This is a genomic window from Kitasatospora sp. NPDC097605, from assembly GCF_040302725.1.
GTDB lineage: Bacteria > Actinomycetota > Actinomycetes > Streptomycetales > Streptomycetaceae > Kitasatospora.
Map to the genome: position 1 here is coordinate 117,595 of NZ_JBEOSF010000013.1, position 19,171 is coordinate 136,765.

The window sequence follows — 19,171 nt, forward strand, 5'->3', positions numbered from 1 at the left end:
GGAGGTCCAGACCTCTTCCCCGGCCCGCCGTCATGTGCTGTGCTGTCGCCCATGGTTGACAGCACAGCGCTCGACAGCGCGGTGGCGGACGCGTCCTACCCGACCGTCTTGCTCACCCCCATGACCGTGCCCGCCCACGAGGCCGAGGCCCGCAGCAGGTCCTTCCACGACGTGATGGCGCAGCGCCGGACCGTCCGCGACTACGCGACCCGCCCGATCCCGGACGGCGTGGTCGAGTGGGCGATCCGCACCGCCAACACCGCGCCGAGCGGCGCGCACGTACAGCCCTGGCGGTTCGTGGTGATCACCGACCCGGAGCGCAAGCGCCGGCTGCGGGAGGCCGCCGAGGCCGAGGAGCGGGAGTTCTACGCGCACCGGGCCTCCGAGGAGTGGCTGGCCGCGCTGGCGCCGATCGGCACCGACTGGCGCAAGCCCTTCCTGGAGGACGCGCCGGCCGTGATCGTCGTCTTCGAGGTGCACAAGGGCCCCACCTCGCCGCGTCCGTACTACACCAAGGAGTCGGTGGGGATCGCGGTCGGCCTGCTGCTCGCCTCGCTGCACCAGGCCGGTCTGGCCACGCTCACCCACACGCCGAGCCCGATGAAGTTCCTCAACGAGGTGTGCGAACGGCCGCAGGAGGAGCGGGCCGCCTATGTGATCCCGGTGGGCTACCCCGCCGAGGGGGCGCGCGTGCCGGACCTGCGGCGCAAGGAGCTCGACGAGGTGCTGATCCGCCTCTGACGCGCCCCCGGCGGGCCCCGGCGCGCGGCGGCGGTCGGTGGTGACAGGTACAGGACGGCGACATAATCGCTGTCATGAATCACGTCATGCCGCCGCCGTGCGGGGGCGCGCCCGCGTTCGGTGCACCCGGTGCGCCCGGCACGCCTGGTGCACCCGGTGCGCCCACCCCCGGCCGGCCGCCCGAACTGCTGCGGCCGGCCGGGGGGATCACCCTGCGGCGGCGCTCCCCGGCCCAGGCACGCGCGCTCAACGCCGCCGTCCGGGCCAACCTGGAGCATCTGCGCCCCTGGCTGGAGTGGGCCGCCGAGGCGCCCACCCCGGCCAGGACCGCCGGGCTCACCGCGGCCGGCGTCGCCGCCTGGGACGCCGGCACCGACTTCATCTACCTGGTCGGCCTGGACGCCGAACCGGGCCGGGTGATCGGCTCGTTCGGCCTGCACGGCCGGATCGGCCCGGGCGCGCTGGAGATCGGCTACTGGGTGAGTGCCGAGCACGGCCGGCGCGGCATCGCCACCGCCGCCGCCCGCTCGGTCGCCGAAGCGGCGCTCGCCCTGCCCGGGATCCACCGGGTCGAGATCCACTGCGACCCCGCCAACACGGCCAGCGGCGCGGTGGCCCGCCGGCTCGGCTTCCGGCTCGACCGCGTGGTCGACGCGCCGGTGCGGGCACCGGGCGAGACCGGGCGCAAGCAGATCTGGGTCCAGGAAGGCCAGGGCCTCTCGCTCTAGCGCCTCAGTACCGCTCGCCGGCCGCCGGCGGCAGCGCGTCCAGCTCGGCGAGGTCCGCCGGCGAGAGCACCAGGTCGGCCGCCGCCGCGTTCTCCTCCAGGTACTTCGGCGTCTTCGTCCCCGGGATCGGCAGCACGTACCGCCCCTGCGCCAGCACCCAGGCGAGCGCCACCTGCGCGGGCGTCGCGCCGAGCCGCGCCGCGACCGCCCGCACCCGCTCCACCAGCGCCAGGTTGGCCTTCAGCGCCTCCTGCTGGAACCGCGGCAGCCCGCGCCGGAAGTCGTCCGCCGGCAGCTCGTCGAAGGACGCGATGCCGCCGGTCAGGAAGCCCCGGCCGAGCGGGGAGAACGGCAGGAAGGCGATCCCCTGCTCCTCGGTGTACGGCAGCACCTCGGCGAGCGAGTCCCGGGTCCAGAGCGACAGCTCGTTCTGCACCGAGGCCACCGGGTGGACGGCCTGCGCGCGCTCGATCTCCTCGACGGTCACCTCGGAGAGCCCGATCCGCCGCGCCTTGCCGGCCGCGACCGCCTCGGCGAGCGCGCCCCAGGACTCCTCGACCGGCACCTCCGGGTCGATCCGGTGCAGCTGGTACAGGTCGACGTGGTCGGTGCCCAGCCGGCGCAGGCTGTCGTCGATCGAGCGCCGGATGTGCTCGGGGCGGCCGTTGCGCAGCACCCGCTCCTCGGCGTTGCCCGGCACCAGGCCCACCTTGGTGGCGAGCACCGCGCGCTCCCGGTACGGCCCGGCCAGCGCGGCGCCGACGACCTCCTCGTTGGTGTAGGGGCCGTAGATGTCGGAGGTGTCGATCAGCGTGACGCCGAGGTCCAGCGCCTGCCGGATCACCCGCACCGAGTTCTCGTCGTCACGGTTGTGGACGTCGTAGGCCCAGGTCATCCCCATGCAGCCGAGGCCGACGACCCCGACCTCGGGACCCTCACTGCCGAGCGTGGCGTTGCGCATCACGTACTCCTCACTGGTGCCGGCCCCGGTGGCGCCGACCGCTGTCGGATCAACGGGGAACAGCCTCTCCCTTCGAGTGCGCTCTAGGTCAAGCCCGTTCCCACGAGGGGGTGATGCTCCGCCGGCCAGTCCCGGAACCCTCCCCGCAGCACCAGGTCCGCGAGCCGCCGGTACCCGCCCGCGCCCGGGTGCGCACCGTCCCCGGCCAGGGCCTCCGCCGTCCACACCGGGTCCGCCGCCAGCTCCCGGGTCACGCCGACGAACGGCACCCCGCGTCCGGCGCAGACCCCGGCGATCCCGTCGGCCAGCGCCAGCAGCCGCTCCAGGTGCGGGGCGCCCGCGCCGACCACCGGGGGCGGACCCACCACCAGGGGCGCGAGCCCGCGTTCGCGCGCCCCGTCCAGCAGCGCGGTTACGTTGGCCAGGCACGCGTCCGGCGCGACCCGTACCCGGCCGTCCTCCTCCACCGCATCGTTGCTGCCCACCGACAGCACCAGCCGGTTGTCCGCACCCGGCAGCGCCCGCACCGCCGTCTCGGCCCAGCAGCGGGCCAGTACGTCCGCCGAAGTGTTGCGCCGCACACCGAGGTTGAACGCCGTCACCCCGTCCGGCCCCGCCGCGAGACCCGCCCAGCAGTCCGCCATCACCCGGCCCACCCAGCCGCGGTACTCCGGGTCCCCGACCCCCTGGGTGAACGAGTCGCCGAGGAAGACGATCCGCAGATCCCTGCCGCCCATGTCCTTGCTCATGGCGGAACCTTAAGGTCCGCGTAAGCCTTGCTACGAGGTGCCTTTGCTGCACCGGAGATCCTTGACGCGCCCAGGTGGTCTAGTCCAGGTTGAAGCACAGCACCGCGCACTCCCCCACCGGACCACCCCTCCACGCCGCCCGCCCCGCGCCTCCTCCCCCTGCGCGCGGCGGGCGGCGCCCCCGTCCTGAGAGGCACCCCCATGCCACGTGCGCCGCATGACGCTGCCGTCCGACACCGCCGCCCCGCCGTCCGCACCAAGGTGCTCGGTCTCGCCACCGCCGTCGTCCTGGCCGGCGGCGGCCTCGCCACGGTCGCCGGGAGCGCCGGCGCCGCCGACGGCAACCTGCTTGGCAACCCCGGGTTCGAGAGCGGCTCGCTGGGCGCCTGGAGCTGTACCGGCGGGGCCGGCAGCGTGGTCGGCTCCGGCGCGCACGGCGGCTCGTACGCGCTGCGCGGCGAGGTCACCGGTGCCGGCACCGCGCAGTGCGGCCAGGACGTCGCGGTGAAGCCCAACACCACCTACACGCTGAGCGCCTGGGTCCAGGGCCAGTACGTGTACCTCGGCGCGACCGGCACCGGCGTCACCGACCCGGCCGTCTGGACGCCCGGCGGCTCCGGCTGGCAGCAGCTGACCGCCACCTTCACCACCGGCGCGGCCACCACCAGCGTCAACGTCCATCTGCACGGCTGGTACGGCCAGGGGGCCTACCTCGCCGACGACATCACGCTCAGCGGCCCCGGCGGCACCCCGAGCACGCCGCCGCCCACCACGGTCCCCCCGACCACCGTGCCGCCGACGACCGTCCCCCCGACCACCGCGCCGCCCACCACCCCGGCGCCGAACGTCGCCCTCCCGGTGGCCCCGTACATCGACATGGGCGCCTGGCCCACCCCGTCGATGCCCGCGATGGCCAAGGCCGGCAACCTCAAGTCCTTCACCATGGGCTTCGTCACCGCCGTCGGCTGCAAGGCCAGCTGGTTCAACGCCTATGACCCGCGCACCGGTTGGGCCAAGGACCAGATCGACGCGCTGCGCGCGGGCGGCGGCGACGTCAAGCTCTCCTTCGGCGGCGCCAGCGGCACCGAACTCGCCGCCGCCTGCACGAGCGTGGACTCCCTGTTCGCCGAGTACGACGCCGTCGTCAACGCCTACAACCTGCGCTACGTCGACTTCGACATCGAGGGCGCCGCGATCGCCGACACCGTCGCCAACGAGCGCCGCTCCGCCACCCTCGCCAAGCTGCAGAAGGCGCACCCCGGCCTGAAGGTCTCCTTCACCCTGCCGGTCCTCCCCGAGGGCCTGACCACCGAGGGCGTCGCCATCGTCCGCTCCGCCCGGGACGCGGGCGTGGACGTCGACGTCGTCAACGTCATGGCGATGGACTACTACCGCGCCGGCACCGACTACGGCGACGCCGCCGTCCAGGCCGCGCAGTCCCTGTACGGCCAGCTCAAGGCGCTGCACCCGGCCAAGAGCGACGCCCGGCTGTGGGCCATGGTCGGGGTCACCCCGATGCTCGGCGAGAACGACGACCACCAGATCTACAACCAGGCCGACGCCCAGCAGCTGGTCGCCTTCGCCCGGCAGCACCACCTCGGCACGCTGGCCTTCTGGGACGCCACCCGGGACGCCAACGCCTGTACCGGCGGCGGCCTGTTCAAGTGCACCAACATCCCGCAGCAGCCGTACGAGTTCGCGAAGATCTTCGCCCAGTACACCGGCTGAGCCCGCACCCGGCCCCACGGCGCCGGCGGTCCCCCTCCCGGGACCGCCGGCGCCGCCGCCAGGGCCGGCGCACCGAAATCCGGGCCATCGACGCCGAGTTGCCGCCTGGTGAGGCGGCCACTGCACCACTACGCCGGGGCGGTGACCTTCTCCACCGGGCCGAAGTCCCGGAAGGTGCCGTAGGTGCGCAGCGGGACTCCCTTCAGCTCGGTCTTCCGGTCGAAGCGGACGGTGCGGCCCTGGGCGTCGATCCACTGGTCGAGCTGGAAGTTCACCACGCCCTTGCCCTTGAGGATCTTGTACTGCTCGGGCTCCACCGCCTTCATCCGCTCCAGGTCGACGGTGCCGGAGAGATGGAAGCACGGGGTGCCCTCGCAGTCCTCCATCCCCTTGCGGGCGGACGGGCCGAGGGCCAGCAGCGCCTTGGCGTAGCCGTGGTAGTCGGCGATCCGGTCGCCGAGCGGGGAGGTGCGCCAGCCGCTGCCGCTCTTGATGTAGTTGGTGCCGTCGTCGGTGACGATGGCCGTCGGCCCGCCGTCGCCCCCGCCGCCGAGGACCTCGCTGCCGCCCGCGCTCATGGATTCGGTGATCCGGCCGGAGCGCACCGGCCCGTTGAGGTTCACCCGGGCCTTGGTCACCGCGCCGAGCGCGCCGCCCTCGGTCTTGAAGTCCTGAGTGGCCGCGTACGGCGTCTTCTCCGCCAGCGCGAGCGCCTTCTCCGGGTCGATCGGCCCGCCCGCCGTGGTGGCGGCGGGGGCGGCGCTCGCGGTGGGCGTGGGGGTCGCCGTGGGCGTCGGCGTCGGCGTGGGGGTGGGAGGCGCGGCCTCGGCCGTCACGGAAGCGGTCACGGAAGCGGTCACGGAAGCGGTCGAGGACGCGGCCGGCGCCGCACCGTCCTCGCAGCCCACCAGACCGGCAAGGGAAGCCGCCACGACGGCGGCGGCGAGCACAGTGGAACGGCGCATGATCAGGAGAACCCCCGGTCGAACAAAGAGACGGGGCGCATCCTGACACACCATCCGGTCCGTGGTCGAACCGTTTCCTCCCGGCCCCCGCGCAGGAAGTCGGACCCGCCGACTTCCTGCGCAGACCAGGCACTACGCCCCGGCCACCGCCGGCTCCTCGTCCGCGACCTCCAGGCCGTAGGCGACGACCGCCTGCCGCAGGCCGCCCGGGTAGCCCGCCAGGGCAGGGGTGAAGTCCCAGTTCCCGGTGTCGTCGCGGTCGAAGCGACCGAGGCGCATCGCGATGTTGGACTCCGCGCCGTCCGCCAGGTGCACGATCGCCGCGTCCTGGTCGGCGCCCGCCTCCAGGATCAGCGCCGGCCCGGCGAACCCGGCCATGGTGGCCTCGGGGTGGTTCTCGGTGTCGGCGGCGGCGATGATGACCAGCCGGTCCGCCTCGGCGGGCAGCGCCTCGAAGTCGACCATCAGGCAGGCGTTGGCGTCCTCGTAGCCGGTGACCAGGCGCACCGAACCGTCGGGCGTGGAGGCGTTGTTGTAGAAGACCAGGTGGTCGTCGGAGAGCGCGCGGTTGCTCTGGCAGACCAGGGCGGCGATGTCGTACTCCTCCTCCCCGGTCCAGTGCAGCAGCAGCCGGGCCGGCTCGGCGGCCACCTCGATCGCCGGCTGCCCGGCCCCGGCGCCCGCGGCCTCCGCCGCCTCCGCGTGGGCCGGCGCGAAGATCTCGTGGAAGCCGTGGTGCTTCAGCAGGCCGACCAGCTCGGAACCGTTGATCAGCGTGATCGGCTTGCCGGACACGAACTGGTGCGAGCTGGGCCCGAACTTGCTGGTGGTGACCAGCACCGCCTTGGTGGCCGCCCCGTCGTGCTGCAGCGTCCCGAAGAGGTCCCGGACGGCCGACGGCGTCACCGTGTCCCGGTACCGCTTGACCTGCACGATCACGTTGCCGCCCCGGAACGGATCGGCGTCGATGCCGCGCACGTCCACCCCGCCGTCCTTCGACCGGGCCGTGAGCTCGACCCGCATGCCCATGGACTCCATCAGCCGGGCTATCAGCTGCTCGAACTCGATCGGGTCCATGGCCAGAAGGAGCTGGAGTTCGCGCACCCGCCGCGCCATCCGGCCGCGGTTCGCGTTGGTGTCGTCGCGGAGGTGCCGGAACAGCATGCGCTGCGCGCGGCGCTCGGCGGTGTCGGGGTTGCTGAGGCGGTGGAGCTTGCGGCTCCGGGACATAGGTACTCCCTCGAACGCGCCGGGACGGACGAGTCGTCAGGCACGTGTCAGAAATGGCGAATTCAGGACGGATTGGGCGATCCCCCGCTGGGTAAGCGAGTAGGTTACCGCCGCTGGACGAACGATCTCGACAACTTCGCTACAAGCAGGCCCCCTCGCGCATTCGTGGACCGTCTCGTTGGAACCATCCCCCTCAGCTGCCTGTGAACACGACCGTTGGGGGTTGCGATGGACACTCGGACCAAGGACACGACACAACCGCCCGCCGCGCCCCGGCTCTCCACGGCGGTCGCCCGCGCGGTGATACCCGGCCTGTTCCTCCTGGCCGGACTCGCCACCGCCGTTCTCGGCTTCAGCCGGTTCGTCGACGCCAACGACGTGGCCGTGGCCTACCGCTCCGCCCCGGTGTGCGGCGCGGCAGGGCACACGGCCGGGACTGACTGCGTGCGCCGCGAGACCGGCAAGGTCACGGACCGGTACACCATGGAGGGCGATGGAACCACCTACCTGGTGAAGGTGGCGCGCGAGGCGTCCCCCGGACAGCGTTACGAGGTCAACCGGGACTTCTACTCCGCCACGAAGGTGGGCGTGGACGTGGACCTGACGGTCTACCGGGGGCGGGTGGCCGAGGTCTCCTACCAGGGCCACCGCACCACGAACTCGGGCACGCCCTGGCTGTCCTCCCTTGGGGTGGCCCTCCTCGCCGGACTGGGAGCGGCACTCGCGATCACCGGACTGACCTGGTCACGGGCGGGCGCGCGAGCGGCCTCGTTCGCGGCCTCCATGGGCGGCTTCACCGCCGCCATGGCGATGATCGGCTGTCTCGTCCTCATGACGGCGCAGCTGTCACCGGCCGCCCTCCTGGCCGTCCCGGTCCTCGGCTGGCTGTTCATGACCACCGCTGCCACGATCGTCGTCCGGGACTCCTGACGCTCCCGCGCCTACGCTGTCGGCATGGTGACGAACAGCGGTGACCTCCTCCTCATGACCACGACCCACGACGACGAGGCGAAGGCCCGGACCCTCGCGGCGGACGTCGTACGGGCCCGGCTCGCGGCCTGCGCGCAGGTGTACCGGATCCAGTCGGTGTACTGGTGGGAGGGCGAGGTCCAGGACGCGGCGGAGTGGCGGATCGACTTCAAGACCCGCGCCGAACTGGCCGACGCCCTGACGGACTTCGTGAACGAGCACCACGACTACGGCACCCCCGAGGTCATCGCCGTCCCCGTAGTGACGGGCAGCGCCGCCTACCTGGAGTGGGTGAGGGCGGAGACGGAGAAGAAGCGGTGAGAGCGCAGGAAGTCGGTGGGGCCGACTTCCTGCGCGGGATTCAGGGGGGCGGGGTCGCGGTAGCGACGGGGGTGGGGGGCGGATGCTCGGCGGGGTGGGGGAAGACCCACGCGGCGAGCGCAAGCAGGAGAGCGATCGGGAGCACGGTCAGGACGGCGGCCGTGGTGGGGGTCGCGGAGGAGCGGGCATGGGAGGCTCGTTCATCCTCCTCACCCCCAAGGGCCGGCCGCAGATCGCCTTCGCCGAGGTCCAGCACGTCGGCCGCGATGTTCGGGAACGTCAGGTCTCGGCGCACCCGGAGATGCGCGACGGGTACATGCAGCCACTCGTGGTGGCGGCTGTGGTTGGTGGATTGATGCACCGGCCGGCCGGGGGCCGCCGGTCAGAACCAGTGCAGGCAGAACGGGGCGCGGTCGGTGTGGAAGAGGGCGTCGGCCCTGGTGGCGGCCGCGGGGTGGTGGGCGTGGATGTGGCCGGCGCGGACGAGGGTGGAGGGGGTGGTGCCGCCGAGGTAGATGGAGCCGAGGTCGCTGACGTCGAGCGTCAGATCGGGCTCCTGGCCGGTGGGGGTGCACTCGGCCTTGCCGTCGCGGACGGTCAGCAGGTAGCGGCCGGGCTCGCCGAGGAAGCGGTCCGTGACGTCGAGGACGAGCTCGCCGTCGGCGAACCAGCCGCGCGCGGTCAGGGCGCGCGGGATGTCCAGCAGCCGCACCCAGAGCCAGTCCATGCCCGAGCCCGCCACCCCGGCCCGGAAGTCCGCGAGCTGCCAGCGCAGCGGGTGGTCGGCGGGGACGTGCTTGAACACGATCTCGGTGATCAGGTCGTGGCCGAGCGCGTACCGGGCCAGGGCCGTGTACGCCGTGTCGTCGAGGGCGATGATCTCGTCCACCGTCAGGGTCACCGTGCGCCGGACGGCGTCGGGGACGCCGTCGCTGAGCGAGTAGCTGGCGTACCCGTCCGGGTTGCCGTCGGCGTCGCGGTGGAGGGCGATGTAGCGCGGGGTCGCGGAGATCGGGGGCTGCCCGGCGCGCAGCTCCCACCAGCGGTGCGGCCGGGAGATCGCGCCGGGCTGGGCGCGGCGGTACCGGTCGTAGACGTCCTCCAGGATGTCGCGGCACTCGCCGCTCTTCAGCACCTCCACCGAACCGGCGTCCGCGCCCGAGCCCGCCGCGCGGGCGACGGCGAGGTCGGCCCGCTCGCGCGGTACCGTCAGCCGCCCCGTGTAGGTCGCGGGCCCGTAGCCGAACCTGCGGTAGATCACGGCCTCGGAGGCCAGCAGCACCGAGAGGTACTCCCCCCGCTCACGCAGTTCGGCGAGTTGGTGGCGCATCATCGCGGTGAGCACGCCGCGGCGGCGGTGCGAGGGGACCACGCCCACCACGGTCACCCCGGCGACCGGGACGACGGACTCCCCGGGGAGGGTGAGTTCGAAGGAGTACGCCCCCGCCGTCCCCACGGGCCGACCGTCCGCCACGGCCAGCACGCCGCGGTCCATCTCGACCGCCGACCACCAGGCCCCGCCGCCGTCCTCGCCGGTGGGCTCCGGGAAGCGCCCGAACGCCGCGTGGAAGGTGTCGACGAAGACCTCGCGGTCCTGCTCGGTCGTGGAACGGATCTCCATCACTACTGCTGCCTCCCGGGTCACGGACACCACCCACGTGGTATCCGGCCACCATGCAACGCCACCCGGCGACGAGGTCAAGCGAATTAGCTCACACGTGGCGAAGGGTGGGGCGGACCAGGAGGCCGAGGAGGGCGCCGAGGAGCGAGTCCAGGGCGTCCTGGGCGTCGCAGGCGCGGCCGAGGGCGGGGACGGCGTACTGGGCGGCCTCCAGGGCGAAGGGGAGGCGAACAGCCCGGCCAGAACATCGGCAGCCCGTTCAGCACGGTTTTGATCACGCCCGCCCGGACGCCGCCGGCCGCCCGCGCGGTTCTCCCCGGAACGGGGTTCGTCTTCGACCGACCCTTGAGCTGACGGGCTGTTAGAGTCGCCTGTCGTTCCGACCAAGGGGGGTCAGCCGATGAAGCGCCGTCTGGTGCTCGCGTTCTACGGGACCATTGCCACCACCATGATGATCGGCTTCATCGACCCCAAGCCCTCCGCGCCGCCGACGCACCACACCCGGCCCGCCTACGCGCCGTCCGTCATGCCCACGGCGCCCTGGGTCGCGAACAGCGCCGCCGGCTTCACCCAGTGGGTCGAGCGGCACGGCACCGAGGAGCAGCGGGCGGCCGTCCTGGGTCACATCACCAGACTGCTCCAGTCCGTACCGCAGGAGGGTCACTTCAACACCTACGTGGCCACCGACCACCTGACGGCGGAGGACGCCCGGACCCGCGCCATCGTCGACGCCTACCTGGCCTGGGCCGGACGGTACGACCCGACCCGGATGCTCGTTCTCTACGACATCCGCGGCAAGGTGATGGGCGCGGTCAACGTCCCCGACCAGCGCTGAGCCCTCATACCGCCGCCATGGCGTCGCGCACCCCGCGCGACATCCGCTCGGCCACCGCCGCGACGAGGGCGCGCGGGCGGCGCGGGGCGAGGTGGGCGCTGATCCGGTTGGCGAGGCCGGGGACGACGTAGGGGCGGTCGGCGTCCAGGGCCCGCAGCGCGGCCCGGACGACCGGCTCCGAGGTGGTGAACGCGCCGGTGACGGCGGCCTTCCGGGTGCCGATGACGTCGAAGAACCCGGTCTCCACCGGCCCGGGGCAGAGGGCCAGTACCCGGATGCCGCGCCGCCGGTACTCCTGGCGCAGCGCGAGGCTGAAGTTGAGCACGAAGGTCTTGGACGGGCCGTAGACGGCGAAGTACGGGGTGGGCTGGAAGGCCGCCGTGGACGCCACGTTGACCACCGCGCCCCGGCCGCGCGCGAGCATGCCGGGCAGCAGTTCATGGGTGAGGTCGACGAGCGCGACGACGTTGACCATCAGCTGGTCGTGGTCGCGCTGCCCGTCGACCGTCTCGAACGGGCCGCAGGTGCCGAAGCCGGCGTTGTTGACCAGCAGGTCCACGGTGAGGCCGCGGTCGGCGAGTTCGGCGCCGATCCGGCGGGCGGCGTCGGGGGCGGAGAGGTCCTGGACGATCACCCGGGCGGTGACGCCGTGGGCCTCGCCGAGGCGCTCGGCGAGGGCGTGCAGGCGGTCGGCGGAGCGGGCGACCAGGACGAGGTCATGGCCGCGCGCGGCGAGCTGGGCGGCGAACTCGGCGCCCAGCCCGGAGGAGGCGCCGGTGATCAGAGCAGTGGTGGCGGTGCGCACGGTGGTGCTCCTTGTCTCGCGATCTGTGACACGAGAGTATCGAATAATCGATGACATGCAACAGGCTTGTATCACTTAATCTCCGAGCCGTTTCGCCGCTGTACCGTTCCCTGGGTACGCCCGAGCTGGAGGCACCGCGATGACCCACACCCCGCCGCCCGGCCGCCCGCTGCGCGCCGACGCCGAACGCAGCGTCCGCGCGATCCTCGCGGCGGCGGAACGCGTGCTGGCCGAGACGCCGGGCGCGTCCATGGAGCAGATCGCGGAAGCCGCCGGGGTCACCCGGACCACCGTCCACCGCCGGTTCGCCAACCGGCAGGCGCTGGTCGACGCGCTCGCCACCGAGGCCGCGGCCAAGCTCGCCGAAGCCATCGAGGACGGCCGGCCGGAGACCGCCCCGCCGCTGGTCGCGCTGCACCGGGCGACGGCCAACGTGCTGCGGGTGAAGGCCGCCTGGAGCTTCGCGCTCGGGCCGGCGGTCGCCCAGAGCGAGCAGGCCGCCCGGACGCACGACGCGATCGCCCATCGCTGCGTCGACCTGCTCGCCCGGATCCGCGAGCAGGGCGGCATCGCCGCGGACGCGGACCTGGAGTGGGTGCGCCGGGTCTACTACGCGCTCATCGGCGAGGTCATGCACAGCACCGACGACGCGCCGCCGGCCGACGCCGATCCGGACGTGCTGGCGGCCCGGATCGTCGACACCCTGCTGTACGGCGTGGGCCCGCGCGGCACGCGCTGACACGCCGGGCGGTGCGCCCGGCCGCGCGCTCGCACGGTCAGCCCCGCCCTTCCTACGCAGGCCAGGGCCCTGCCACCCCAACTCGCCGATTTCACATGACAATCGTCTATATCCCTCGATCGAGGGAACTATCGCCCGTGTCCCCACTTTCTCGGTCCGATGAGGCAGCATCAGCACGTCCGCGCCCGAACGACCTCCGTCCGGGCGGTAGAACCGGCCGTTGGGACCCGCCCGTGACCACCTCCGCCCCCGCCTGGGACTGCCCCTTCAACCACACCGACGGCCTGGAGTTCGACCCCCTCCTCAAGCGCCTGCTGACCGAGGAACCGATCGCCAGGATCCGACTGCCGCACGGCGAGGGCGAGGCCTGGCTCGCCACCCGCTACGAGGACGTCCGGGTGGTCACCACCGACCGCCGGTTCAGCCGCGCCGCCGGCATCGGCCGCGACCTGCCCCGGATGACGCCCGCCCCGATCGCGCAGGTCGAGTCGATCAACCTGATGGACCCGCCGGCCCACAACCGGCTGCGCCGCCTGGTCGCCCAGGGCTTCACCAACCGCCAGGTGGAGCGGATGCGCGCGCACACCCAGCGCGTCGTCGACGGCTACTTCGACGAGATGGAGGAGCACGGCGCGCCCGCCGACCTGGTCCGCTTCCTCTCCGCCCGGCTCCCGCTCACCACCATCTGCGAGCTGCTCGACATCCCCGCCGACGACCGCGCCGAACTCCGCGGCCACGCCGTCGCGATGATGTCCATGGGCCCGGGCAGCGGCGCCGGCCAGGTCACCGCCAAGGCCGCCCTGCGCGCCTACTTCGCCGAACTCACCGCCGCCCGCCGCCGCTCGCCCGGCGAGGACCTCATCAGCGCGCTCGCCACCGCCCGGGACGGCGCCGAACTGCTGGACGACGACGAACTCGCCGTCATGGCCATGGTCCTGCTGGTCACCGGCCACGACACCAGCACCTACCAGCTCTCCAACATCACCTACACCCTGCTCACCCACCCCGAGCAGCTCGCCAAGCTGCGCGCCGAGCCGGACCTGCTGCCGCGCGCCCTGGAGGAGCTGCTGCGCTTCATCCCGTTCCGCCAGGGCGTGGGCATCGCCCGGGTCGCCACCGAGGACGTCGAGCTCGGCGGCGTGCTGATCAAGGCCGGCGAGCCGGTGCACGTCTCCTACCTGGCCGCCAACCGCGACCCGGCGGTGTACGAGCGGCCCGACGAGCTCGACCTCGACCGCGGCGCGCCCACCCACATGACCTTCGGCTACGGCACCCACCACTGCCTCGGCTCCCACCTGGCCCGGATGGAGCTCCAGGTGGCCATCGGCACCCTGCTGAACCGGTTCCCCGGACTGCGGCTCGCCGTGTCGCCCGCCGAGCTGGACTGGCAGACCGGATCCATCTGGCGCTACCCGCAGACCCTGCCGGTCGCCTGGTGACCACCGCCCGGTGACACCTCCCGGTGACCGCGCCGCGGAACCCCCCGCCGTACCCGGCCGCGGCCCCGGGCCCCCTGCCCCCGGCCACCCGCCCCATCGGAGACCCCCACCATGGCCACACTCTGCCGCCCCGCCATCGCCGTGCCCGAGCACGTCATCACCCTCGACGAGACCCTCGACCTGGCGCGCACCCTGCACGCCGACCACCCGCAACTCGGCCTCGCGCTACGGCTGATCGAGAACACCGGGGTGCGCACCAGGCACCTGGTCCAGCCCATCGAGGAGACCCTGCACCACCCCGGCTTCACCGTCCGCAACAGCGTCTACGAGCGGGAGGCCAAGCGGCGCGTCCCCGAGGTGGTCGAGCGCGCCCTCGGCCACGCCGAACTCGCCGCCCGGGACATCGACCTGATCCTCTACGTGTCCTGCACCGGCTTCATGATGCCCTCGCTGACCGCGTGGCTGATCAACGCCATGGGGTTCCGCTCCGACACCCGGCAGCTGCCGATCGCCCAGCTCGGCTGCGCGGCCGGCGGCGCCGCCGTCAACCGGGCGCACGACTTCTGCCGCGCCTACCCCGGCGCCAACGTGCTGATCGTGGCCTGCGAGTTCTGCTCGCTCTGCTACCAGCCCACCGACATCGGCGTCGGCTCGCTGCTCTCCAACGGCCTGTTCGGCGACGCGATCGCCGCCGTGGTGCTGCGCGGCCGCGGCGGCACCGGCGTCCACCTGGAGCGCAACGGGTCGCACCTGGTACCGGACACCGAGAACTGGATCTCCTACGGGGTCAAGGACACCGGTTTCCACTTCCAGCTCGACAAGCGCGTCCCGGGCACGATGGAGATGCTCGCCCCCGCCCTGCGCGCGCTGGCCGTCGAGCACGCCTGGGACATCTCCGGCCTCGGCTTCTACATCGTGCACGCCGGCGGCCCGCGGATCCTCGACGACCTCTGCCACTTCCTCAACCTGGAGCCGGCCGCCTTCCGGTTCTCCCGGGCCACGCTCACCGAGCGCGGCAACATCGCCAGCGCCGTGGTCTTCGACGCGCTGGCCCGGATGTTCGAGGAGGGCGGGGTCGAGGACGGCACCCACGGGCTGATCGCGGGCTTCGGCCCGGGCATCACCGCCGAGATCTCGCTGGGCAGTTGGGCCGGCAAGCCGCTGGGGGCGGTGGTCCCGCGGCGGACGCGCGCGATCGACACCGCAGAGCTGACGCTCACTCAGCCGACGGCCCCCCTGCCGCGTCCGGCCGGGACTACGATCACCGAATGACCGATACCACGGATGCCACCCATGCCACCGGCACCACGGGAACCGCGGGAACCACCGGAACCGCGGGGACCACGGGGACCACGGGGACCACGGCCGCCAACGGAAGCACCGGCCGCAGCACGCCACCGGACGGCGCCGGGGCCCCGCTGATCCCCAGACCGCCGCGCCCCGCCGAGGCCGCCCGGGCCGCCGAGCTGGCCGCGCTCTTCCCCGCCCTGCACGCCCCGCAGTACTGGGCCTGGGGCCGCTACGAGGCACAGTTCTCCACCGTCCTGCCGCCGGACGAGCTGGTCACCAACATCCACCTGGTGGGCTTCACCGACGGCGGACAGGTGGTGCTCTGCCGCGACGAGCGCGACCACTGGTTCCTGCCCGGCGGCACCCGCGAGCACGGCGAGTCGGTGGACTCCTGCCTGGTCCGCGAGCTGCGCGAGGAGGCCGGCGCCCGGCTGCTCGGCGAGCCGGTCTGGCTGGGCGCGCACCGCTGCGTGACCGACGACCCGGTGCCCTACCGGCCGTGGCAGCCGCACCCCGAGAAGGCCTGGCTCTGGGGCTGGGCCGAGGTCACGGTGGACTCCGTCCCGACCAACCCGGACGACGGCGAGCAGGTGGTCGAGGTCCGCGCGGCGGACCCGGCGGAGGCGCAGCGGCTGCTGCTCAGCGGCCACGACGCCTGGTGGGGCGAGCTGATCGGCCTGGCGGTGGAGCTGCGGTCGCGTCCGCGCTGAACCGCGGCCATTCCCGTCCTCCCGGAAGACCACCGGAATGGCGCAGCAGCGGACCACGGTGTCCGATGTCCGGTGATATGACTCGAAGGGACTCGGGTCCTTCTCGGGCCCGCACCGACGGGAGCCGTCATGGACAACTACCCGCTGCTCAACATCTTCTGGACGATGCTGGAGCTGTTCCTCTGGATCCTCTGGTTCTTCCTGCTCTTCAAGATCATCACGGACATCTTCCGCAGCCATGACATGGGCGGCTGGGCCAAGGCCGGCTGGCTGGTCCTGGTGATCCTGCTGCCGCTGATCGGCGTGCTGGCGTACGTGATCGCGCGCGGCAAGAGCATGGGTGAACGCGACGTCGCCCAGGCCCAGAAGGCCGACGCCGCGTTCAAGGCGTACATCCGCGACGCGGCCGGCACCGCGCCCGCGGAGGGGGCCGGGGAGGCGACACCCGGCCGCAGCCACGTCGACGACCTGGCCAAACTGGCCGACCTCAAGGCCAGCGGGGCCATCTCCGAGGAGGAGTACCAGAAGGCCAAGGGGAAGCTGCTGGTGTGAGCACGAGCGGCAGCACGAGCAGGGGCACGAGCGGGGGCGGCCGGTGGACGGGAGGTGTCCACCGGCCGCCCCCACCTCGTACGCGGAGCAGCGTCAGCGCCGCGACAGCACCGCGTCAGCGCCGCCCGGAACGGCGGTCGCCGGAGCGGCGGTCGTCCGAGGAGCCGCCGCCGGCCAGGCCGGCCCGGCGCAGCGCGTCCGCCATGGCGCTGTTGCCCAGCGGCGCCGACCCGCCGGAGCCGCCCCGGTCACCGCGGTCGCGGCGGTCCTGCCCGCGCCCACCGCCCTGACCGCCGCCCTGACCGCCCTGGCCGCGCCGCTCCTGGCGCGGCGGACGGGCCTGCCGGTCGCCGCCGCGCCCGCCGCCCTCGCCGCCGCGTCCCACCTCGTCGTCCAGCCGCAGGGTGAGCCCGATCCGCTTGCGCGGCACGTCCACCGAGGTCACCCGGACGGTCACGATGTCGCCCGGCTTGACCACCTCGCGCGGGTCCTTGACGAAGTTCTTCGACAGCGCCGACACGTGCACCAGGCCGTCCTGGTGCACGCCCACGTCGACGAAGGCGCCGAACGCGGCCACATTGGTCACCACGCCCTCCAGCACCATGCCGACCTCCAGGTCGCCGATCTTGTCGACGCCCTCCTTGAAGGTCGCGGTGCGGAACGCCGGGCGCGGGTCGCGGCCCGGCTTGTCCAGCTCGCCGAGGATGTCGGTGACGGTCGGCACGCCGAAGGTGTCGTCGGCGAAGTCGCCCGGCCGCAGGGCGCGCAGCTTCCCGCTGTTGCCGATCAGCTCGCGCAGCTCCCCGCCGGTCGCGGCGAGGATCCGGCGCACCACCGGGTACGCCTCCGGGTGCACGCTGGAGGCGTCCAGCGGGTCGTCGCCGCCGGGGATCCGCAGGAAGCCCGCGCACTGCTCGAAGGCCTTGGGACCGAGCCGGGACACGTCCTTCAGCGCCTTGCGGGTGCGGAACGGGCCGTTGGCGTCACGGTGGGCGACGATGTTGTCCGCGAGCGTGCCGGTGATGCCGGAGACCCGGGTGAGCAGCGGCGCGGAGGCGGTGTTGACGTCCACGCCGACCGCGTTGACGCAGTCCTCGACGACGGCGTCCAGCGAGCGGGAGAGCTTCACCTCGCTCAGGTCGTGCTGGTACTGACCGACCCCGATCGACTTGGGGTCGATCTTGACCAGTTCGGCCAGCGGGTCCTGGAGCCGGCGGGCGATCGACACCGCGCCGCGGATCGACACGTCCAGGTCCGGCAGCTCCTGCGAGGCGAAGGCGGACGCCGAGTAGACCGAGGCGCCGGCCTCGCTGACCATCGCCTTGGTGAGCTTCAGCTCCGGGTGGCGCTTGAGGAGGTCCTCGGCGAGCTTGTCGGTCTCCCGGGAGGCGGTGCCGTTGCCGATCGCCACCAGGTCGACGTCGTGCTTCTTCGCCAGCGTGGCCAGGGTCGCCAGCGCCGCGTCCCACTTGTTGGCCGGCTGGTGCGGGTAGATCGTGTCGTGGGCGACCACCTTGCCGGTGGCGTCCACCACGGCGACCTTCACCCCGGTGCGGAAGCCCGGGTCCAGGCCCATGGTGGCCCGGGTGCCGGCCGGGGCGGCGAGCAGCAGGTCCCGCAGGTTGGCGGCGAAGACGCGCACCGCCTCGTCCTCGGCCCCGGCGCGCAGCCGGCCGCGCAGGTCGATGCCGAGCCGCACCAGGATCCGGGTGCGCCAGGCCCAGCGGACGGTGTCGCCGAGCCACTTGTCGGCCGGGCGGCCGTGGTCGGCGATGCCGAAGCGGGCGGCGATCCGCTGCTCGTAGTCGCTGGCGCCGGGCAGGTCGCCGGCCTCCTCGCCGTCGTACGGGGACAGGTCGAGGTCCAGCACCTCCTCCTTCTCGCCGCGCAGCATCGCCAGGACGCGGTGCGAGGGGAGCTTGGTGTACGGCTCGGCGAAGTCGAAGTAGTCGGCGAACTTCGCGCCCTCCTGCTCCTTACCCTCGCGGACGGTGGCGACCATCCGGCCGCGGGTCCACATCCGCTCGCGCAGCGAGCCGACCAGGTCGGCGTCCTCGCCGAACCGCTCGACCAGGATCGCCCGCGCCCCCTCCAGCGCGGCCGGCGCGTCGGCCACCGACTCGTTCAGGTAGCCCGCCGCCAGCGTGGCCGGGTCCTGCGCCGGATCGGCGAGCAGGGTGTCCGCCAGCGGCTCGAGACCGGCCTCACGGGCGATCTGCGCCTTGGTGCGCCGCTTCGGCTTGAACGGCAGGTAGATGTCCTCCAGCCGCGCCTTGGAGTCGGCGGCCAGCACCTGCGCGCGCAGCGCGTCGTCCAGCTTGCCCTGCGCCTCGATCGACTCCAGGACGGCGGTGCGCCGCTCCTCCAGCTCCCGCAGGTAACGCAGCCGCTCCTCCAGGGTGCGCAGCTGCGCGTCGTCCAGCGAGCCGGTGACCTCCTTGCGGTAGCGGGCCACGAACGGCACCGTCGCGCCGCCGTCCAGCAGCTCGACCGCCGACTTCACCTGCCCCTCGCGGACGCCCAGTTCCTCGGCGATCTTCCGCTCGATCGCCTGCTGGGCCTGCTGGGCCGCCTGTTCGACTGGCGTGGTCACGAAGCCGGTCACCTTCTTCAGAGTTGCTGTCCGTACCCCGGCATTCTCGCAGCAACCCCCGACACCCCGCCCCGCCCCCGCCACCCCGGGCGTGGCGCGCCCCCGCGCGCGGGAGCGTCCCGTACGCGCTCGGCAGGCGTCGTCCACCAGCGCTGCCGCGACCCCGAGCGCCCCCCAGGAAACCCAACGCCCCCG

Annotated in this window: 18 protein-coding genes; 11 read left to right on the top strand and 7 right to left on the bottom strand. The window is 73.1% G+C overall.

Annotated elements, in window-relative coordinates:
• Positions 1-51: 51 nt before the first annotated feature.
• Together ABTX81_RS17205 and ABTX81_RS17210 are read left to right on the top strand one after the other, a co-directional pair.
• Complete coding sequence (locus ABTX81_RS17205) at positions 52-741, top strand: nitroreductase family protein (RefSeq protein ID WP_350545928.1); 690 nt, start codon at positions 52-54, stop codon at positions 739-741.
• 74 nt (positions 742-815) lie between these two features.
• Complete coding sequence (locus ABTX81_RS17210; RefSeq protein ID WP_350545930.1) at positions 816-1,469, top strand: GNAT family N-acetyltransferase; 654 nt, start codon at positions 816-818, stop codon at positions 1,467-1,469.
• Between the two features lie 4 nt (positions 1,470-1,473).
• On the opposite strand, the gene ABTX81_RS17215 is transcribed toward ABTX81_RS17210, so the two are convergent.
• Together ABTX81_RS17215 and ABTX81_RS17220 are read right to left on the bottom strand one after the other, a co-directional pair.
• Positions 1,474-2,430 carry an aldo/keto reductase gene (locus ABTX81_RS17215; RefSeq protein ID WP_350545933.1) on the bottom strand — a complete coding sequence of 319 codons (957 nt, stop codon included), beginning with the start codon at positions 2,428-2,430 and terminating at the stop codon, positions 1,474-1,476.
• A gap of 83 nt (positions 2,431-2,513) precedes the next feature.
• Positions 2,514-3,179: a GDSL-type esterase/lipase family protein gene (locus ABTX81_RS17220; RefSeq protein ID WP_350545936.1), complete on the bottom strand. Its 666-nt coding sequence runs from the start codon at positions 3,177-3,179 to the stop codon at positions 2,514-2,516.
• A 201-nt stretch (positions 3,180-3,380) separates the two neighbouring features.
• On the opposite strand from ABTX81_RS17220, the gene ABTX81_RS17225 reads away from it, so the two are divergent.
• Positions 3,381-4,907, top strand: coding sequence for a carbohydrate binding domain-containing protein (locus ABTX81_RS17225; RefSeq protein ID WP_350545939.1), 1,527 nt, complete (start codon positions 3,381-3,383; stop codon positions 4,905-4,907).
• 128 nt (positions 4,908-5,035) lie between these two features.
• On the opposite strand, the gene ABTX81_RS17230 is transcribed toward ABTX81_RS17225, so the two are convergent.
• Complete coding sequence (locus ABTX81_RS17230) at positions 5,036-5,755, bottom strand: hypothetical protein (protein WP_350545942.1); 720 nt, start codon at positions 5,753-5,755, stop codon at positions 5,036-5,038.
• Between the two features lie 249 nt (positions 5,756-6,004).
• Complete coding sequence (locus ABTX81_RS17235; RefSeq protein ID WP_350545945.1) at positions 6,005-7,102, bottom strand: restriction endonuclease; 1,098 nt, start codon at positions 7,100-7,102, stop codon at positions 6,005-6,007.
• A 228-nt stretch (positions 7,103-7,330) separates the two neighbouring features.
• Here ABTX81_RS17235 and ABTX81_RS17240 point away from each other — a divergent pair, with 228 nt between their 5' ends.
• Complete coding sequence (locus tag ABTX81_RS17240; protein ID WP_350545949.1) at positions 7,331-8,032, top strand: hypothetical protein; 702 nt, start codon at positions 7,331-7,333, stop codon at positions 8,030-8,032.
• Positions 8,033-8,056: 24 nt separating this feature from the next.
• Positions 8,057-8,392 carry a divalent-cation tolerance protein CutA gene (cutA, locus tag ABTX81_RS17245; protein WP_350545951.1) on the top strand — a complete coding sequence of 112 codons (336 nt, stop codon included), beginning with the start codon at positions 8,057-8,059 and terminating at the stop codon, positions 8,390-8,392.
• A 382-nt stretch (positions 8,393-8,774) separates the two neighbouring features.
• On the opposite strand, the gene ABTX81_RS17250 is transcribed toward cutA, so the two are convergent.
• Entirely contained in the window at positions 8,775-10,013 is a 1,239-nt protein-coding gene (locus ABTX81_RS17250) for a GNAT family N-acetyltransferase (protein WP_350545954.1), read from the bottom strand.
• Between the two features lie 400 nt (positions 10,014-10,413).
• On the opposite strand from ABTX81_RS17250, the gene ABTX81_RS17255 reads away from it, so the two are divergent.
• Positions 10,414-10,848: a hypothetical protein gene (locus tag ABTX81_RS17255; RefSeq protein WP_350545957.1), complete on the top strand. Its 435-nt coding sequence runs from the start codon at positions 10,414-10,416 to the stop codon at positions 10,846-10,848.
• A 4-nt stretch (positions 10,849-10,852) separates the two neighbouring features.
• Here the strand turns inward: ABTX81_RS17255 and ABTX81_RS17260 are convergent, their stop codons facing one another.
• Positions 10,853-11,653 carry an SDR family NAD(P)-dependent oxidoreductase gene (locus ABTX81_RS17260; protein ID WP_350545961.1) on the bottom strand — a complete coding sequence of 267 codons (801 nt, stop codon included), beginning with the start codon at positions 11,651-11,653 and terminating at the stop codon, positions 10,853-10,855.
• Positions 11,654-11,792: 139 nt separating this feature from the next.
• Between ABTX81_RS17260 and ABTX81_RS17265 the strand changes: the two genes are divergently transcribed.
• From ABTX81_RS17265 to ABTX81_RS17285, 5 genes are all read left to right on the top strand, one after another.
• Positions 11,793-12,392: a TetR/AcrR family transcriptional regulator gene (locus ABTX81_RS17265; protein WP_350545964.1), complete on the top strand. Its 600-nt coding sequence runs from the start codon at positions 11,793-11,795 to the stop codon at positions 12,390-12,392.
• A gap of 233 nt (positions 12,393-12,625) precedes the next feature.
• On the top strand, positions 12,626-13,831 hold the full coding sequence (locus ABTX81_RS17270) for a cytochrome P450 (RefSeq protein WP_350545967.1): 1,206 nt from the start codon (positions 12,626-12,628) through the stop codon (positions 13,829-13,831).
• A gap of 111 nt (positions 13,832-13,942) precedes the next feature.
• Positions 13,943-15,103: a type III polyketide synthase gene (locus ABTX81_RS17275; RefSeq protein WP_350545969.1), complete on the top strand. Its 1,161-nt coding sequence runs from the start codon at positions 13,943-13,945 to the stop codon at positions 15,101-15,103.
• Positions 15,100-15,831, top strand: a complete 732-nt coding sequence (locus ABTX81_RS17280; RefSeq protein ID WP_350545972.1) for an NUDIX hydrolase — start codon at positions 15,100-15,102, stop codon at positions 15,829-15,831. The genes ABTX81_RS17275 and ABTX81_RS17280 overlap by 4 nt, the downstream gene beginning before the upstream one ends.
• Before the next feature lie 129 nt (positions 15,832-15,960).
• Positions 15,961-16,383 (top strand): SHOCT domain-containing protein, encoded by a 423-nt coding sequence (locus tag ABTX81_RS17285; RefSeq protein ID WP_350545974.1) that lies wholly within the window; start codon positions 15,961-15,963, stop codon positions 16,381-16,383.
• Positions 16,384-16,498: 115 nt separating this feature from the next.
• Here the strand turns inward: ABTX81_RS17285 and ABTX81_RS17290 are convergent, their stop codons facing one another.
• Entirely contained in the window at positions 16,499-18,976 is a 2,478-nt protein-coding gene (locus tag ABTX81_RS17290) for a Tex family protein (RefSeq protein WP_350545976.1), read from the bottom strand.
• Positions 18,977-19,171 lie beyond the last annotated feature (195 nt).

Coding starts and splice junctions, on each gene's coding strand:
- ABTX81_RS17205 (WP_350545928.1), top strand. CDS start 52: ATGGTTGACAGCACAGCGCTCGACAGCGCGGTGGCGGACGCGTCCTAC.
- ABTX81_RS17210 (WP_350545930.1), top strand. CDS start 816: ATGAATCACGTCATGCCGCCGCCGTGCGGGGGCGCGCCCGCGTTCGGT.
- ABTX81_RS17215 (WP_350545933.1), bottom strand. CDS start 2,430: ATGCGCAACGCCACGCTCGGCAGTGAGGGTCCCGAGGTCGGGGTCGTC.
- ABTX81_RS17220 (WP_350545936.1), bottom strand. CDS start 3,179: ATGAGCAAGGACATGGGCGGCAGGGATCTGCGGATCGTCTTCCTCGGC.
- ABTX81_RS17225 (WP_350545939.1), top strand. CDS start 3,381: ATGCCACGTGCGCCGCATGACGCTGCCGTCCGACACCGCCGCCCCGCC.
- ABTX81_RS17235 (WP_350545945.1), bottom strand. CDS start 7,102: ATGTCCCGGAGCCGCAAGCTCCACCGCCTCAGCAACCCCGACACCGCC.
- ABTX81_RS17240 (WP_350545949.1), top strand. CDS start 7,331: ATGGACACTCGGACCAAGGACACGACACAACCGCCCGCCGCGCCCCGG.
- cutA (WP_350545951.1), top strand. CDS start 8,057: ATGGTGACGAACAGCGGTGACCTCCTCCTCATGACCACGACCCACGAC.
- ABTX81_RS17250 (WP_350545954.1), bottom strand. CDS start 10,013: ATGGAGATCCGTTCCACGACCGAGCAGGACCGCGAGGTCTTCGTCGAC.
- ABTX81_RS17255 (WP_350545957.1), top strand. CDS start 10,414: ATGAAGCGCCGTCTGGTGCTCGCGTTCTACGGGACCATTGCCACCACC.
- ABTX81_RS17265 (WP_350545964.1), top strand. CDS start 11,793: ATGACCCACACCCCGCCGCCCGGCCGCCCGCTGCGCGCCGACGCCGAA.
- ABTX81_RS17275 (WP_350545969.1), top strand. CDS start 13,943: ATGGCCACACTCTGCCGCCCCGCCATCGCCGTGCCCGAGCACGTCATC.
- ABTX81_RS17280 (WP_350545972.1), top strand. CDS start 15,100: ATGACCGATACCACGGATGCCACCCATGCCACCGGCACCACGGGAACC.
- ABTX81_RS17285 (WP_350545974.1), top strand. CDS start 15,961: ATGGACAACTACCCGCTGCTCAACATCTTCTGGACGATGCTGGAGCTG.